General features: G+C 70.0%; 18 protein-coding genes. 1 reads left to right on the top strand and 17 read right to left on the bottom strand.

Annotated elements, in window-relative coordinates; translation table 11 throughout:
• Positions 1-773: 773 nt before the first annotated feature.
• From ACFYY1_RS39230 to ACFYY1_RS39165, 14 genes are all read right to left on the bottom strand, one after another.
• Entirely contained in the window at positions 774-1,124 is a 351-nt protein-coding gene (locus ACFYY1_RS39230; protein WP_388594461.1) for a hypothetical protein, read from the bottom strand.
• A gap of 487 nt (positions 1,125-1,611) precedes the next feature.
• Positions 1,612-2,037, bottom strand: a complete 426-nt coding sequence (locus ACFYY1_RS39225; RefSeq protein ID WP_388594458.1) for a hypothetical protein — start codon at positions 2,035-2,037, stop codon at positions 1,612-1,614.
• A gap of 811 nt (positions 2,038-2,848) precedes the next feature.
• Positions 2,849-3,040 (bottom strand): hypothetical protein, encoded by a 192-nt coding sequence (locus ACFYY1_RS39220; protein ID WP_388594456.1) that lies wholly within the window; start codon positions 3,038-3,040, stop codon positions 2,849-2,851.
• 339 nt (positions 3,041-3,379) lie between these two features.
• On the bottom strand, positions 3,380-3,727 hold the full coding sequence (locus ACFYY1_RS39215; protein WP_388594455.1) for a hypothetical protein: 348 nt from the start codon (positions 3,725-3,727) through the stop codon (positions 3,380-3,382).
• 514 nt (positions 3,728-4,241) lie between these two features.
• Positions 4,242-4,523, bottom strand: a complete 282-nt coding sequence (locus ACFYY1_RS39210) for a hypothetical protein (RefSeq protein WP_388594454.1) — start codon at positions 4,521-4,523, stop codon at positions 4,242-4,244.
• 128 nt (positions 4,524-4,651) lie between these two features.
• Positions 4,652-5,209: a hypothetical protein gene (locus ACFYY1_RS39205; protein WP_388594452.1), complete on the bottom strand. Its 558-nt coding sequence runs from the start codon at positions 5,207-5,209 to the stop codon at positions 4,652-4,654.
• Positions 5,210-5,485: 276 nt separating this feature from the next.
• On the bottom strand, positions 5,486-6,385 hold the full coding sequence (locus ACFYY1_RS39200; protein WP_388594449.1) for a hypothetical protein: 900 nt from the start codon (positions 6,383-6,385) through the stop codon (positions 5,486-5,488).
• A 355-nt stretch (positions 6,386-6,740) separates the two neighbouring features.
• Complete coding sequence (locus tag ACFYY1_RS39195) at positions 6,741-7,109, bottom strand: hypothetical protein (protein WP_388594447.1); 369 nt, start codon at positions 7,107-7,109, stop codon at positions 6,741-6,743.
• A gap of 388 nt (positions 7,110-7,497) precedes the next feature.
• Positions 7,498-8,286, bottom strand: a complete 789-nt coding sequence (locus ACFYY1_RS39190; RefSeq protein ID WP_388594446.1) for a hypothetical protein — start codon at positions 8,284-8,286, stop codon at positions 7,498-7,500.
• A gap of 370 nt (positions 8,287-8,656) precedes the next feature.
• Positions 8,657-9,217: a hypothetical protein gene (locus tag ACFYY1_RS39185; RefSeq protein ID WP_388594444.1), complete on the bottom strand. Its 561-nt coding sequence runs from the start codon at positions 9,215-9,217 to the stop codon at positions 8,657-8,659.
• A gap of 232 nt (positions 9,218-9,449) precedes the next feature.
• Positions 9,450-9,647 (bottom strand): hypothetical protein, encoded by a 198-nt coding sequence (locus ACFYY1_RS39180; RefSeq protein WP_388594441.1) that lies wholly within the window; start codon positions 9,645-9,647, stop codon positions 9,450-9,452.
• Between the two features lie 234 nt (positions 9,648-9,881).
• Positions 9,882-10,310 (bottom strand): hypothetical protein, encoded by a 429-nt coding sequence (locus ACFYY1_RS39175; protein ID WP_388594439.1) that lies wholly within the window; start codon positions 10,308-10,310, stop codon positions 9,882-9,884.
• Positions 10,311-10,718: 408 nt separating this feature from the next.
• A complete protein-coding gene (locus ACFYY1_RS39170; protein ID WP_388594437.1) occupies positions 10,719-11,207 on the bottom strand; it encodes a hypothetical protein in 489 nt (162 codons plus the stop codon).
• A 90-nt stretch (positions 11,208-11,297) separates the two neighbouring features.
• Positions 11,298-11,669: a hypothetical protein gene (locus ACFYY1_RS39165; RefSeq protein WP_388594434.1), complete on the bottom strand. Its 372-nt coding sequence runs from the start codon at positions 11,667-11,669 to the stop codon at positions 11,298-11,300.
• Between the two features lie 3 nt (positions 11,670-11,672).
• Here ACFYY1_RS39165 and ACFYY1_RS39160 point away from each other — a divergent pair, with 3 nt between their 5' ends.
• A complete protein-coding gene (locus ACFYY1_RS39160; protein ID WP_388594432.1) occupies positions 11,673-11,918 on the top strand; it encodes a hypothetical protein in 246 nt (81 codons plus the stop codon).
• A gap of 203 nt (positions 11,919-12,121) precedes the next feature.
• Here the strand turns inward: ACFYY1_RS39160 and ACFYY1_RS39155 are convergent, their stop codons facing one another.
• The 3 genes from ACFYY1_RS39155 to ACFYY1_RS39145 form a co-directional block, all read right to left on the bottom strand.
• Positions 12,122-12,859, bottom strand: coding sequence for a hypothetical protein (locus tag ACFYY1_RS39155; RefSeq protein WP_388594430.1), 738 nt, complete (start codon positions 12,857-12,859; stop codon positions 12,122-12,124).
• Positions 12,860-13,943: 1,084 nt separating this feature from the next.
• Positions 13,944-14,717, bottom strand: a complete 774-nt coding sequence (locus ACFYY1_RS39150; protein ID WP_388594427.1) for a hypothetical protein — start codon at positions 14,715-14,717, stop codon at positions 13,944-13,946.
• 377 nt (positions 14,718-15,094) lie between these two features.
• Positions 15,095-15,532: a Panacea domain-containing protein gene (locus tag ACFYY1_RS39145; RefSeq protein ID WP_388594425.1), complete on the bottom strand. Its 438-nt coding sequence runs from the start codon at positions 15,530-15,532 to the stop codon at positions 15,095-15,097.
• Positions 15,533-16,087 lie beyond the last annotated feature (555 nt).

Raw genomic sequence — 16,087 nt, 5'->3', positions numbered from 1 at the left:
GGCAAGACCCGCAACCCGCCCACCAGCCGACGGGCGATGGCGGTAGACCAGACCGGGCGGGGCGGGGTTCTGCCGCGCTTCGAAGTAGCCGACGCTCGGGGGTGGTCAGCAGGTGGACGCGGCCGCTCCGGGCCGGTGACATCGCGGCCGGGGCGGCGGCCCGAGGGGCGGGGGTGGTCACCGCTCCCCCGGGCCGGTGTGCCGACTGTGGCCGGGCGGGGTCAGTCGTAGTAGGGGCCCGCCATGGTGGGGCCGTAGCTGTCGCCGGGCTGGCCGGCTGCCTGGGGGCCGCCTCCCGGAGTGGCCGAGGACGATGTACTCGCGCACGGGGTAATGGCCGGAGCAGTCCGGGCGGCAGGGTTCTTCTTCGTGGCCGAGGAAGTTTCCGCCGCAGGCGCAGGATTCGGACCACTCGGTGACGACCCGGCGGGGGGCGGGCGGCTCCAGCTCGGCGAGGGTGCGCTCGATACGCTGCCGTATCTCGGGGTACGGAGTCTCGGCGGCGCGGCGCAGCATGCGCTGACGCTTCTGGATGTAGGTCACGGCTATGGGCTCCTTGCGGGTGGGGGTGCTGGGGCAGCCCGGGGGGGGGCGGGTGAGTGGTCACCGCTCCCCCGGGCCGGTACGCCGACCATGACCAGGCGGACACCAAGAGTCGCAACCGCCCGGCGGCCCCGGCCCGGAACGGGGTGTCCGGGCCGGGGACGGCGGGGGCGTCAGTTGGCGATGGAGCGGTTCAGTACCGTTCCTCCGGGGCGGCGCGCCGATCACGGTTAGTCCTGCGGCCAGCATTCGAGGAGAATGTTCAGGGAGTTGATGATCCCGGCGCGTTCTCCGAGGCACTGGTCGAGGGTGCTTGCCGGGGGTGCCCAGATGGGGTTGATGCTCAGATGCCCGGCGTCGAGGAGTTCTTGGCGTACTGCGATGCTTCGGGCCGTCGTGTCGCTGATTTCCCTCAGGTTCCGCTCGGTGATCACCAGTTCCATGCGGATCTGGCGCAGCGGCCGGGCCAGAGGGTGCGTGCTGTCCAGGAGCGCGGGCAGGTTGAGGTCCGTCTGCCTGCGGATGAGTTCGTCCGCGCTGCTGGGGAGCAGGCGGTCGGGGTGGTGTTGAACGGCGGTCATGGGCGTAGCTCCTTGGGCTGGTTGTGGTGTGTGCGGGCGGCACGGGGATGGGGCGGGTGTCTGGGTGTGGGGTGCCGGGCCGCCCTGAGGGGGAGGGGCGGCCCGGCGGCCGGGGCTCGACCGCGCGAGGGGGTTGTGCGGGAGCGTCCTTCCGGCAGTGCCGATACTGCCCCGGGCGGGGCCAAGCCGGGCAAGCCGACGGATTCAGGGGCGGTGGCGGGCACTGGGCTGGGGGCGACCAGGCTGGGAACCCCTGTGCTGAGGGTGCCGGACCGTCGGTGGTGTGCGGTGAAACCGGGCACCCCGGGGGCGAGCGCTGCCCCCCCGGGGTGCCGGTGAGCCGTACCGTGCGGCGGCGGCCGGCAAGGCGGGCAACAAGAGAACGTGACGCCGGGCACGGCACCGGGCGTCACGTCCAGGCTGAAGGACGGCCCCCGGTACCGCGCACGGGGCGCAGGACCGGGGGCGGGGTGGCGAAGGATTGCTGTCAGGACGTGGTGAGGGCCAGGGCCCCCACGGCGGGCCAGTCGATGCTCGTGGCGCCGTCGGCGAGCTGCTCAAGGGCGGCCAGAACCTCGATCTGAGTGGTTCCGGGGTCGAAGAGAACATCGGCGTCGTCGGTGCTGAGTCCCAGCTCCGCCTGCGCAACCTCCGAGACCTTCAGGGCTTCGCCTTCTACCTTGTAGGCGACCGTCGTCCCGGAGGCGCTGCGGACGTCTGCCTGGAGGGTGTGGCCGGTGAAATGGGCGGCGTACCCCGCGACGCACAGTGTGGTGCCGCAGTGGGCGGGGGCCGTGAGGTCTGCATCCGGGCTGAGGGAAAGGGCCCCGCCCATCCACGCACTCTGGTCGTGCTGGTGAGGGCGCGCCTGGATCTGGTTGAGGATGCGGGCGGCGAGTTTGGGGTTCGGCACAGCGGCCTCCGGTCAACGGGTTTTGGGTTGGGTGGATTTGAGATTTGAGGTCCGGGGCAATGAGTGCGGCACAGCCGTCCACGCGCACCGGGCCTGGTGGGGGCACTCTGCGCGGTGGCGGTGCAAGACCCGCAACCTTGCGGCACTGCCGGATAGGAGGCCGGGGGCAGGTGTACCGGGGCCGTCGGTGAAGAAGGCGGCAACGACGTCGCCGGTGCGTACCTGGTGGGCGGGGACGACGGTGAGGTGGGTGTGGTCCATGCCGTCGGGCAGGGGACGGTAGCGGTCGGTGAGGGTGGGTGCGGGGCGTTCGGTGAGCACGAACTGGTCGGTGCTGCCGGGCATGGTAACGATGCGCTCAGACACAGTAGGGCCGCTTCCAGGGGGTCGCGGGCGGTGACGGGGCGCCAAGACCGACGGGGCCGGGAACGCCCCGGGGCGCCAGGGCCGGTGGGACCGGGGCCGGTGGCCGGGGCGTGTTTGCGAGAGGGGGCGCCGGGCCGCCTCTCCAGGGGGGTGGGGGGCGGCCCGGCGGCCGGGGACTCGACCGCACCGTGATGACGGGGGTGGTACGGGAGCGCCTACCGGCAGCACCGATACTGCCCCGGCCTGGGGCAAACCTTGCAAGTCGGGCGGATGGACCGGGATCGGGGCTGGATGCGGCGTACTACGTGAGGTTCCTGCGGCTGCGCTTGATTCTCGCGAACGCTGAGTGCTCCACTCCACGGCAAGTGGCGGAGGCGTAGGACGGCCCCGAACCCTCAGTGACTGCGGTGGAGTTCGGGGCTGGCGGCTGGAGACACGCGAAGTCTCAGTCTCGGCGATCGTCCTTCTTCAAACCGAACTTGATGCTCCAGCCCTTGCCACGCAGGGTTCGGGGTTTCCCTCTGCGGCGTGCTTCCCGGCCTGCGAGCTGCGCGGCGAAGAAGACAGGCCACATCGCAAGGATGAGTACCCACAACAGGGTGACCATGACATCAATGGCCTGGCGGGTGGTGGACACTGTGCTTTGCGCGCCCCACCCGCCTACGGCTGCTCGCATCGCGCGGTGTCCTACGGGTTCACCGGTCCTCCGGTGATACAGGCCCAGCAGAGCACGCCCGAGAGCAAGGTAGAGGACGGTGAGGGCCAGGAGTATGAGCATCATATTCATCGCTGTTCGGTTCTCCAGGGGAGTCGCATCGGCCGCACGTCGTGAGGGTAGTGCGGGGCGGGCGGGCAAAGCGGACAGCCTGCCGACGGCGCGGACCGGGGCCGGGGACCGGGGCGGTCGGCGGGAATGGGAGGCCCCGGCGCTGCGAGTGCGGGCCGGGACCAGGGGTGCAGCGGGATACTCGCTCCGCTACTTCGTGAGCGGGTCGGACGGCGCGTTCGTGGTGGGCTCGGGCGTCTTGTCGGGCTCGCCGGGCTGCGGTGTCCGGGTGGAGTAGTGCACACCTGCTGCGACGGCGACACAGCACATGGCTGCGAAGAGGAAGAGCCCGCTGAGCACGTAGACGTGGGCGAGGCCGAACACGATGGTGCTGGGCAGGTAATGGGCGGCGAGGATGAGTGGTTGCCGTGCGGCAGTCCGGTTGTTGCGGTTGGGCCACATCACGAGCGCGATGTAGAGGGCCGGGAGAAGGAGCAGAGCGAAGCCGGAAGCAGAGGCGAGGGTGAGGGTGACGGTGCTGAGCGTGTGGTCGAACATCAGGGTCCTTTCAAAAGGGGGAATTTGCAGGAGAGCCAGCCCGGGACGGTGCGCCACAGGAGCTGGGTGGTGACGGAACGTGGGGTGACGCGGTGTGGGCGGCCGGGGGGCGGGTGGTTGGTCACCGCTCCCCCGGCCGGTGTGCTGACCATGACCGGGTGCGGACCAAGCCCCGCAACCCGCCGGGCTGGCCGGCGGGGGCCGTTCGGAGGTACAAGGCGGGGGCCAGGGGGCCCGGGGGGGCCTGGCGGCCCGGATCGGGGCATGGCACCGGTCCCGTGCCCGGGAGCGTGGGGTGCCGGGGCGCGGGGCCGGTGACGGTGCGGGGGGTGTGGTTGAGGTGGGGTGTGCTGCGGGGCTGGATGCGGCCGGAGCTCGGGACGGGCCGTGAGGGGCGTCCGGTCCGGTGGTTCGTTCCGCAACGTGTGGCGCGGCTGGCACGCGGACGGCCCCGGCACCGCGAGTGCGGGGCCGGGGCCGGGCGGGAGAGGGTCGGGTGGATGCCCGCGCGCCGCTACTCCTTGGACTTCTCGTCGTTGCGTGCACGGGCCCACCGGACCAGGCGCGCCAGCGGCCTGATCATCAGGAGCAGGATCGCACCGGCGGCGAGCACTGCTCCGAAGAACGTGTGACCGGTCGCCAGGCGGGCGACGCCGGAGAGCAGCGTCGTGGCGGTGAAGACGTGGAACGCCGTCTGCCTGGTCCGCTCGGAGAAGCCGGGCTTGAGGGCCATGAACAGGGCCACGAGTGCGGCCACTTCTGTGACGGTGAAGAGCGTGAGGAGGATGTCGGACAAGGGAGGAACTCCTTACAGAAGTAGCCAGGTTCGGCCTCAATGACCGGTCACCGGGGCGGATGGTGGTGGTGCGGGCGGGGCGCGGGGTGGGCTGGGCTGGTTCGGGGAACGGTGGCCACGGCATCGGCTCATCGGTAGGAGTGGGCGTGTGCGGTCAGCGCGATGCGGGCACCGTTCAGCTGGCCGCGCGCGAGGTAATCGCCATGTTCGGTGCGCGTCGCCTGCTCGCGCTTCGATCCGATCCGGCGCAGCCAGGTGTGCAGGCCTGTGTCGTTCCTGCCGAGCCTGATGTGTACGTACAGCAGCGTGTCGGTGACCGGCTGGCAGATGAACACCCGTGGTTCATCGATGAGTTCGGCATGTACGCGCATGGCGGGTGTCGCCGCATCCGGCAGGGTGAAGTGGCGGTCCAGTGCCCACTTGCTCCGTGCATTCCAGCCGGTCGCCCACTCGGTCTGGGTCTTCTTTCCCGGTGAGGGGGGCAGGACGGCGACGTGGTCCTCCTGCGGGTGGCCGAGGTCGAGTTGGCAGAAGCTGGTGTCCTTGCGCTGGTGGCACGGGCCCGGGTCGGTGTTGTCGACCAGGGCCTGGATCGCGGTGGTCGGGATTCCGAGATCGGCGAGGCGCTCGGTCAGACGGTCGATCGCTTCGTTCGCCTGATGAAGCGGGGTGGGGTCGGAAACCATGGGGTCGGTCCTCTCAATGCGTGGTTGCCCCGCTGCACGCCATGGCTCGGTGGCTCGGGGTGGCAGTACGTTGACCCGGCATGGGGCAAGCGCGGCAACCTGCCGGTCCGACCCGGCAGGAAGCCGGGCGTGGAGCGGTGCGCAAGGCGGCGACCCGCTGGGGCTGCCCTGGGGCGCGGCCGGATGAAGTGGCCCGGCAGTGGGCGTGCGCGGACGGCCCCGCACGAGGGTGCGGGGCCGTTGGGCGCGCGGGCGTGACGGCCGTGGGTGTCTCGCCTATGCCTTCGTTGATGCCGCGGCCGTGTTCGCCTGCGCCTTCTCGGCTTCGTACTCGCGGCGCAGCTCGGCGAGCGTCAAGGGCCGGATTACGTTGTCGCGTTGGCGCTTGAGGATGGCGACGTCCTTGTGGTTGTCGGCTCGAAACGCCTGTTCTTCGCGTTCGGCTCTGGCGAAGCGCTCCGGGAAGACGTCGAGGAGGTGCCTCCATTGGCGTTGCCCTGCCCGGATGCAGGATCCGCCACAGTTGTTGTGGGGGAAGCCCAGTTCGTAGAGGCGTGGTGGTGTGAGGCCGTGGGCGCGGAGTTCCGCCAGGAGGTCCTCTTTGGGGCGATCCGGGCCGTCGAGCAGAGGGAACTCGACCCGCCATGGTGACCAGTTCCGGGTGATCGACGGGGCTCGGGGGCGGTCCTTCTTGGTGGGTTCGATCCCGACGTAGGCGATGGAGGTTTCGGGGGGTGCGTGTTCCGTCATCCAGTTCCTGCAGGGGATTTGCTTGAGGTACTTGGTGCAGGGTGCGAAGAGGTTGTTGCCCAGGAATCCGACGTCCCTGAAGAGTTGCCAGGGGTCACGTCCGTCTTCGACGATCACCAGCGGCACGTTGATCAGGGCAGACACATCGCTCGCGAACCTCCACAGGTCCGGGTCCTCAACCTGTGTATTGGCAATGAGGAGGGTCATGCGCGTGGGGCCGACTCGTTCGGCGATGGCGATAGCTGAGAGCGCCGAACCGGCTCCGCCGCTGAACTGGATGACGTGCTGGTCGGGGTCCTGGTACTGGACGGGTGGGGGTGCCGGGAAAAGGGCCAACTCCCCGTCGTCGGCAGACGCCACATCGGCGCCGGGCCTGTCCTCGATGCGGGCGGTGACGGTGTGGGGGCGCGGGCGGGGTGTGGTCACGGTCAGAGCTCCTGATCCGGTGGGTGACAGATGGGGCCGGGCCGCGCGGTGCGGGAGGGGATGGGGGTCCGCCTTCGTCGCGCGGCCCGGCCGGGCCGGTCGCTCACAGCGCACGGAAAGGGGGGTTCTGTGCGGGGCGTAACCGGCTGTGCCGACTCTCACCCGCGGGCGGGTAACCCCCACAACCCCCCGCCCCGGCAGACAGAACCGGCAGGCAAAGCAGAGAGGGGGCGGCGGCCGGAGCGCAGCCATCGACGGAGCGGGAGCAGCGGCGGGCGGTGGCCGCTGGACCGTGGGCACAAAACGGCCCCAGCACCGTGGGGATGGGTGCCGGGGCCGGGCGGTGAGGTGTAGGTCAGGAAGGGCTGGTCGCGTGGGTGGAGTCCGTGACGGGGGCGGGGGTGTAGAGGAACGTCTGCTTGCGGGGTACGGGGGGCAGGCCGGGGGTGAGGGTGATCAGGCCGGACGGGGTGCTGTGCGGGGCGGTTACCCGGAGTGGGCGGGGCGTGAACTCGCCGTAGGTGATGGCTGTTGCCTCGCTGTCGTGGGCGAGAGCGAGGATGCTGGCCACCGTGCCGTAGATGATCTTCCCGACGATGAGGTCGTTGTCGGCCAGGTGCTCGGCGGGAGCGATTCGCACGGTGGTGGGGTCGATTCCAGTGGCGAGCAGGTAGGGGTGCTCTGTGACGATGACGGGGAAGAACGGGACGTCGACGGGGGTCATGGATGCCTCCTACGGCACAACAAAGGATGGGTGGGGTGCCGGGCGCCCTCCGGGGGAAGGAGGGCACCCGGCTGCCGGGGGCTCGACCGCACTTGCAGGGTGCGGGAGCGTCCTTCCGGCAGTACCGATACTGCCCCGGGTGGGGCCAAGCCCCACAACCCCCACCCCGGGCGTGCGTGCGTGGGCCGGCCCCGAACCCCCGAGGCGGAACGCCGAAGGTTCGGGGCCGGTGGGTGTGATGCTGGTCAGTTGTCCGGGATGGTCAGCAGGTGGGCGCAGCCAGTCCAGGCCGGTGGTAGCGGCGCCGACGGGGTGCCTTGCCGGACGGGGAGGCTCGACGGCGGAGGGTGGGGCCGGGCTCTCGGCGTCCGGGGGCTGCTCGGCGGCGTCAGTGCACCTTGAAGCCGCCACGCGTCTTGGCGCGCTCCAGGTAGGCGATCCACCCGATCCAGTAGCCGATGCAGTCGCTCTCGTCCCCGAGTTCGGAGGCGAGCTGGGACTTGACCTCGTCTGCGCTGTGTGTCCGGTAGACCGCCAGCGCCGCTTCGATCTCCTGCGGGGTGACGAGCCACCCGTCGTTCGATCCGAGCTTGTGCACAGCGATTCCGGGAGCGTGTTCCGGATGCCAGGCGAGGTGGGCGTCGAGTTCCTTGGCGTAGATGGCAGCCGCCGCCTTGATGGGGAGTCCGTCAGCCGCCTCGGGGTTCACCTTCTTCTCGGCGGCCTCGACGTCTTCCCACGTCACGCCGTCCGGCAGTTCGGGGAAGCTGGGCTTCTGGTATTCGGTGGCGAGCATGCCCAGCTCGTGCATGACAGTTCGGTAGGCGCCCATGCCGCGGATGTTGAGACGGAAGTATGAGGTGTGGGCCGTTTGCAGGTCCTCGTGCGCCTCGTGAACCTTCTGCTGGGCGGCCCGGTATCCGGGGTGCGAAACCGCCAGGCTGTGCATCTCCGCGCCCGCCTCGATGACCGTCGTGGTGAGCGCGGTGGAGCGGCCCTCCTGCTTTATCCGTGCCCTCGCGGTGTCCCGGCGCCGTTTGGCCGCCTGGTACTCGGCCAAGACGTGAGGGAGTTCGTCACGTTCGCGTACTGCCGTATCGAATGCGGCGCGCGCCTTTTGGTACGTGGCTTCCTCTTCATCCGTCATCGGGTTGTTGATGTACATGTCGTAACCCATGCAGGTCTCCTCAGGGAACGTGATGTCGGCCGCACGCGGCCGCAGGATGCGGGGGTAGTTGCGCGCGGCGGCCCAAAGACCCAGGTCAGTGGCAGCGGAGTGCCGGGACTGCTGGGCGGGGCTGGTGAGAACGACTCTGCCGAAGTAGCGAGTTAGCACCGCAAGAGCCGACTGCGCCGTGACGGTGACCGGTTCGGGCCGGCAGGCCAGACCGGACTGGGCCCCGGCACCGCGAGCGCAGTGCCGGGGCCGAAAGAATGAGAGCGGGACACCTGGGGGGTGCGGGTCAGGGGCGGTCAGGGACGATGCGCACCGCCGAGGAGGCGTAGCGGGGCGTATGTGTGCCCCAGGGCGAGGTGGAGCAGGGCGGTCATGTCTGGTCTCGGTACCAGGTGAGAAAGCCTTCGGCATGGGGTTGGTCAAGGTGCACCGTCACCTTGCCGTGGTTGTCGAGGTCCGTCGTGACGCCGTCGGCCTGTTCGGCTTCGGTGGTGGAGCCTGGCCATCGGGCGATCAAGGAGAGCAGGGTTCCCGCTGCCGGACCTGTAGCGGTCAGTTTGAGGACGACAGTGAGCGCATTGTTGTCCAGGTCGAGGCCGACCACGTCACAGGGGACGGCGACACGCAGCCGGTCGAATAGGTTCCGACAGTCGGGCACGGTCACGCCGAAGGCATCAACGTTCGTCTGGGCCCGCTTGGTGCGCTCGTAGAAGGAATCGATCAGTCTCTGTGCGCTGGCGCGCAGTTCACGCTCGGCGATCTCCTCGACCGTTCCGACGGTGCGGTCCGCCGTGCCGGGCCGGGCGAGGGGATGAAAGCCGATCTCGCGCTCGGCTCCGTCATCGTCGAGGAGGACGAGGATGGTCAGGTTGGCAACCGTGTGGAGGTGGATCGTCCACTGGTGCGGCAGTGGCATGGGCGAAGTGGTCATTGAGACTCCAGGGTGGCGGTTGTGCGGGCAGGTCATCGGCGGTCGGAGGCTGGTCCTCAGGACTGGAGAATGTCGCCGGTCTGCGGTGGGAGTCGGACGGGCCGCGGTCCGTACTGTGGCGCGGCGGCCGGCAAGACGGGCAAGGCGATGGGGCGGGCTCCTCAGACGCGTGTCAGGCCCGTGCCCGCGATCTCACGAACACGGACCTGACGGAGTGCTGTGCAGGGGGGTGTTACTTCGTGAACGGGTCGGACGCTGCGTTCGTGGTGGGCTCGGGCGTCCTGTCGGACTGCGGTGTCCGGGGGGAAGAGTGCACACCTGCTGCAATGACGACACAGCACACGGCTACGAAGAGAAGGAGCATGAGCAGAGTGAAGCCGGAGGCAAAGGCGAGGGCGAGGGCGAAGGTGCTGAGCGCGTCGTCGAACATCAGGGGTCCTTTCAGAAGGGATTTGCAGGAGGGCCAGCCCGGGGCGGGGCGGTTCGCCACGAGAGCTGCTGGGCTGGGTGGTGACAGAACGTGGGGTGACACGGCGTGGGCGGCCGGGGGGCAGGTGGGTCGTCACCGCTCCCCCAGCCGACCGGTGTGCGTGCTGACCATGACCGGGCGAAGACCAAGCCCCACAACCCGACAGGCGGGGGCCAGGGGCCTGGTGGCGGGCGGCTACTGCGGGATCGCGTCCCAGTCGATACGGGGGACGCCATCGGCGAGTTGGCCGAGCGCGGCGAGCGCAGTGGATGCCTTGGTGCAGGCGGCGAAGAGCCATCCGGCGTCGATGTCGGTCAGGTCCAGTACCCGCTGGGCGACCACCCAGACGGGCAGTGGCTCGCTGCCGGGCTTGTAGGCGAAGGTCTGGGTTGCACGGCTGCCGTGGGAGTCGGACGGGTCGTTGATGACTTCGAGGGTGTGGCCGGTGAAGTGGGCGGCGTATCCGGCGACACACAGGGTCGTCCGGCACAGGGGGTCGGCGTCGTGGGGCGCGGTATCGGGGTCGAGCAGGGTGATTCCGCCGAGCCAGGCGGTGGGGTTGTAGTGGTGGGGGCGGGTGAGGATCTCGGTCCGGATGCGGGCTGCGAGCTCGGGGTTCGGCATGTTCGGTTTCTCTTTTCGTCGGGTGGGTGCGCCGACAGTGCCCTGTGAGGGGTCTAGCCGCGCACGCCCGGCCCCCGCGGCGGTGGGCGCGCCGCCCGCCGCCTGCCACGGCGGGAGCGGTGGCAGGCGGTCCTCTGGGCTCGCGGGGCTCGGCGGTCAGGGCGGGGGCGGCGGGGTCGGCCGGCCGGGTGCTGGGGTGAGTGCGGGGTGAGTGCGGGGTGTGGGCGGGTTCGTGGATGACGCGGATACGGCGCTTGCGCCCGGACTGCTTGGTGCGCTTGCCCCGGGCCCGGACCCGAGCGGCGAAACCACGGCCGGGGCGGGTATGCCGACGGCCCGCCCCCAGCGATCGGAAGCGGGCCGGGGCTACCGGGGCGGAGCGGGGCGGGCCGGTCCGGTCGTGGTGGGTTAAAGGGCCCTGCGGGTGTGCACGATCGCTTCGCGAAAGGCGGACCGGGTCGGGTCGTGGGCCCAGATCGGCAGGTCGTAGTCATGCTTGATCCACCAGTCGGTGGCCGCGTCCACCGCCCTGAGGGTCTGCTCGGCGAGCTGCGGTGGCAGCTCTTCATAGGCTTCCCGGTCCGCCCTTTCCGGGCCGGTGATCACGCCCGCGCCGTACAGCAGGTAGTCGAGCGGCTCCCCGCGCCAGACGCTGGCCAGCGTCCACAGCACCGCGTTCGGCTCCAGGGGAAAGTTCTGGCCGTTGCCGTGGATGTGCACGGTGAGGGAACGGTGCCAGCGGGCAGCCTCGGTGATCCCGCCGAGCTCGTCATACAGCCAGTCGGCCTGAACATCCGAGTCGGTGGGCAGGATCAGACGCTTGTGCTGGGGGCGGTCCGTGGTGTCGACGGGGTGATCGATGACCGGCTTGACGACCAGGGCAGTGAATCCAGGCATCAACAGACTTCCTTTCCATCAAAATTCATTGGGGCTTGGCAGGGGCGTTGCGGCAGGGGCCGGTGACGGAGTTCGGGCCGGGCCCGGGGCTCAGGCGGGGAGGGCTGCGGCCTGCGTGCGGGCGAACGCGGCGGCGTTGAGGTCGTAGGCGTGCCACTTGTGTTCGCCCGCGCGGCGGGCACCGCGGGCCCTGGCGAGATACTCGCCGTGACTGCGAATCCAGAATGCGCGGGTCTTCATCTCCTGGGCGGTGCGGGCGGCGGCGCGCTCGGTTTCGGCCTTGCGCTCGTCGACCTCGTGCTGTATGCGTCGCAGGGCGGCGGCGTGGCTCGCTCGCCGGGAGCGCTCGGCGTCGGCGAACCGTTTCGGGTCGTGCCCGAACCGTTCCTCGTTGGACGCTGTGTCGGTGAGGTGACGGCCGCCGTAGAGGTAGTACCGCTGGAGGGTCAGACGGTCCGACATGACGTGCTCGGTGACGATTTCCAGCAGGGCAGCCCCGCGCAGGAGTGCGGTGTCCAGGGTGTGGATGATCGGCGCGAGCTGGGCTTCGGCGTCACCGGCGATCAGCAGGCCGTCCCCGCCGTAGAGGACCTCGGTGCTGCGGACGGTCGTGGTGCCGTTCTAGCAGTGCACGACGCGGATGAACTTCATGCCGGGGACGTCATAGGCGATGGCGGTATGCAGGTGGGTGCGTCCGGGAGTGGTCTTTGAGAGAGTGATGGCCATAGCTTTCCTCGGGTCGAAGGAGAGGGAACTTCCACGCCGGCCCCCGGGGGGCGGGGTGGTGGTCACCGCGCCCCCCGGGCCGGTACGCCGACATTGGCCGGGTGAAGGCCAAGGCGCGCAACCCGCCGGGCCCCGGCCGGCCCTGCAGGGAGCTGTGTGCGGGCGCCGGGGCGGAGGGGGTGTGGCGGTCAGCGGTGCTTGTTCCTGAACTGCTTGCCGTCGCAGGAGTGTTCACCGGCGTGGACTCGCTCGCGGGTGGTGACGGTGAACTTCCGGGTGGGCAGGTCGTAGACCACCCACGGGGCGTGGGTGTGGGAGGCGGTGGTGTAGGGCTGGTACTGCCAGTCGTTCCGTGTCCCGTACAGGTCGTGGAAGTGCGGGAACTGCCCGGCGTCGACGAGGCCGTTCAGGGCGTCGGCCAGGTTCTGCCACAGGACATCAGTGCCAGGCGCGCTAGGCACGGTGGTGGAGTACATGAGCGGCTTGCGGAGTTGGGCGTTGTCCTCGGCGGGCCGGGGGTCGGTCACCCATGCGGTGATGGCCTCGACGCATGCGGGAAGCTGGTCGGCCGGGAGCGTGATCAGTTCCCGCTCGGTGCCGGTGCCGTCGCAGGTGAGCACGTGCCAGTGGTCGCCGGTCATGGGTGCCCGGGTGACGGTGATCTCCTCCTCGCCGTCGTCGCTGGCCTCGTTGTAGAGGTAGAGCACGGCGTAGGGGTCGCCCGGCTTGTTCGGGCTGTCTGGGCGGGTCTGGTCGTGTGCGATGACCAGCCAGGTGTTCCCGGCGTCGTCGTCGTGGTGGGTGGTGATGCCCTGTTCGGCCAGGGCGCGCTTCGCGCTGGTCTCGGCGGTGGGGCGGTCGTCTGCTTTGCTGGTGGGGTCCGGCTCGCTGCCGTCGTTGGGCAGGGTCAGGATGTGCTCGGGCATGGGCGGGGCCTCATTTCTAAGGGGTGCGGGCGGTAACGGGAACGGCGCGCGCCGAAGGCCGGAGGGCTCGGGGGCGAGGGGCCGGGCGGGTACGCCGTGAAAGGGAGGACGTGCTGCCGGGCCGCCCCAGGGGGTGAGGGGCGGCCCAGCAGCCGGCGGCTCGACCACACATGAGAGGGGGTGGTGCGGGAGCATCCCTTCCGACGGCATTGAGACTGCCCTGGGTAGGGCCAAGCCGCGCAAGACCCAGCCACCCCCGGGGTGAGGGCGGCCGGGGCCGGGTGCAGGGCGGGGCCGGTGCGGGGTTGTGTCGTGTGGTCCGGGCGTGGCACGGCCCCCGACTCTTGCCGTGCGGGCGGGAGTTCGGGGGCCGGGGTGCCGGGTGGGTGGTCAGCCGATCGTGAGGCGGGCGCGGATCCGGTTTACGCCGGTGGCGTTGCGGGTGCGGCGGTTGTGCTCTGCTCGGCGGGCCTGGGCGCGGCGGTGGGTGGTGTAGGGCAGGGTGAAGTCGCGGACCGTTGTCGTGGCGCTGGCGCTGGCGGTGTCGCGTTCGGCGCGGTCGGCCGGGGCGTACGCTTCGACGACTTCGTCGAAGATCAGACGGGCTATGTGCTGCGGGCAGCCGTTCAGGAGGGGGTCGGCGTCCGGGCCCTGTTCCTCGAACGCGGTGATCGCGGTCTCGACAAAGGGTCGGTGCGTGAGGCTGGGGCGGCTTCCTCGCGCAGGCTTTCCAGGATGTCGGGGCGGGTACAGACGTAGCCGCTGGGTGTCACCTTCATGAAGTCCTCCACTGGGTCAGAGCAGAACGGGCGCTGGCGTGACGGGGCCACCGGGAAGAGGCGGCCTGAGGGAGCGGGAGGTGTGGTCACCGCTCCCCCGGGCCGGTGGGCCGAGCATCGCCCGGGACGGGGCAACAGACGCAACCGCAGGAAGGCGTGGTCCGGGTCCAGGAGAACCCCCGGCCCAGGCCGACCGGCGGCCGGACGGACAGCCAGCACGCAGGACAGCCCGCCCCGGAAGGCCGGGGCGGGCTGCCGGCAGGACACGGGCAGCGGTGAAGCGATGCTGAATGTCCGGGCGTCTGTCAGGTGAGGGCGGCTGCGGCCAGGACCAGCGCGCCGAGGGAGGCGAACAGGTGGGCGGGGCCGTACCCGTAGCCGGCCTTCAGGCCGTGGGCGCGGGCGTTGGCCAGGTGCCCCATCCCCTGGATGCTGTTGTCGTCGTCCATGTCGCCGTACTTCGCTTCCGCAGCCTCGATCACGGCGCCGATGACATCGGACAGGTCTGCGGCGGTGCGCGTCTCCCACCGTCCGGGGAGCTGCACGACCGTCCCGAACGTGTCGGGCACCCACGTGGCCAGCTGCACGCGGACGGTCTCGATCAACGCGCTCTCGTTGACGGTGCGCCGGTCGCCGCCGGAGCCGCCGTACGGGCCCAGCTCGAACCGGCCCTCGTAGCCGTCCCTGAGGTGGGCGCGGGCGGCGATGAGCGAGTACAGGGCACCCAGCAGGTAGGCGTCACCGCGCCCGAGAGCGGCATACATGGTCTCGGTGTGGGCGTTGATCAGGTGCGCGATGCCCCACGGTTCGGCGTAGCCGCCCCTCTCCACGCCGTAGAAGCGGACGTACTCGGTGATCTCGCCGAGGAACTGGGCGATGCTCTCGGCTGGCTCGGCGGCGATCGTCTCCGGGCCGGGGACCTTGATCCCCACCTCGGCCGTCACCCAGGTGCGAAGCTGCACCCGGATCGCTTCGGCCAGCGCTCCGGTGTCCAGGACCGGCTGCGGGTGCGGGTAGGTACTCCTTCCGGCGGCGATCGCGTCGGCGGTGTAGGTGCTGTCGGACTCGGGAAGGGACATGCGGGGCTCCATTTCAGTGCCGGACTGGTGCGGTCCGAGAGAGCGGGGATGGGTGGGCACCCCCCGGACCGGTGTGCCGCACCATGACCGGAAGCCCGGCAACGGCCGCAACCATGCCGCGCGCCGGGAAGCCAAAAGCCCCCACCGGGGCGGGTAGGGGGTGCGGTTATGCGTGTTCCCAGTGGGGACGAGTGAGTGAGATCAAGTAAGTGATGGCGGCGTCGACTCCGGAGGCGAGCGGGATGTACGTCGCGCAGGTCCGGCACCGCTGGGCGGCGGGCATGGGGCGGCCCCGGCACCGCGAATGCGGAACCGGGGCCAGGGGTTGGGTGGTGCGGGGCGCGGGTCAGTCCGGTCCTAGCCGGTTGGGAGAGAGGTCAGGTGAGTGGACCGAAGAGCGCGGCAATCTCGTGGTTGGTGAGTGGTTCGTTGCTTTGCGCGAGCGCGTGGACGTATGAGCGGGATCGGGCGAGTTGCCACGGCGGCCCGCACACCATCTGCGTCAGCTCACGCGTGGTGTGGCGCAGTAGGGCCTCCAGGACGATGTCGACTGATTGTTTTTCGCCCTCGTCGAGTGCGGTCGGATCGGCTTCGATGTCGGTGGGCTTCACCTCGTACTGCCGGGATCGCCGAGTGTGCAGCTCAGTTGCGACGGGTCCGCTCGCCCATGCGACGAAGTGCTCTGGGAAGAGCGGACGGGATTCCCATGCGAGGTGGTATCCGTAAGCGAGGTAGCAGAGCCTCTGCAAGCGCGTGATGGACATCGGGCCGGTCTGCCGGAGAATGTAAACGCCTGTGTCACGAACGGTCGCCATATCGGTTCCTCTCTGCTCTCGCAGGCTGTCCAGTATGAACCTGGGGTGCGGGGTCAGGGTTGGCAGGTGGGTCAGAACTCGCGGCTGTCGTAGTCGGGATGGGCGGCCCGACGACGTACAGGCTGATCGTCGCCGGTCACACCAGCCACGAGGATGCGGCGGTGTTCTCCGGCGGGCCGCAGAGCGGCAGGGGGTGAGAACAGGTGCCGGGCCGCCCTGCAAAAGAGGTGGGGCGGCCCCGCGGTCGAAGAGTCGGCCGCAGTTGGGGCGCTCGACCACACAGTGAGTCTGTGGGTCAGCCAGAGGTATCGCAGTTCAGTCGTGCGAGCATTGCAGCGTTTGTCGTCACGGAACGTTCGCCATGCGGCGCATCTGGCGTGAGGGCAGGTCGGAATGGGGCGCAGGCCTCGGGTGCCCACAGGCAGCAGGACAACTGGGCGACGGTGTCACGGGCCTATTACTGCCGGAGAAGGTCCTGTCGGTCTTGAAGGCGTTCCTGAGTCCGGATCCAGCGGACGCACTCGCAGTCCCCGCAGTCGGCGCAGAACTCGTCTG

It is taken from the genome of Streptomyces sp. NPDC001890 (assembly GCF_042891445.1).
GTDB lineage: Bacteria > Actinomycetota > Actinomycetes > Streptomycetales > Streptomycetaceae > Streptomyces.
The sequence above is the reverse complement of the archived record's forward strand: the minus strand, read 5'-3'. Positions and strand labels throughout refer to the sequence as shown.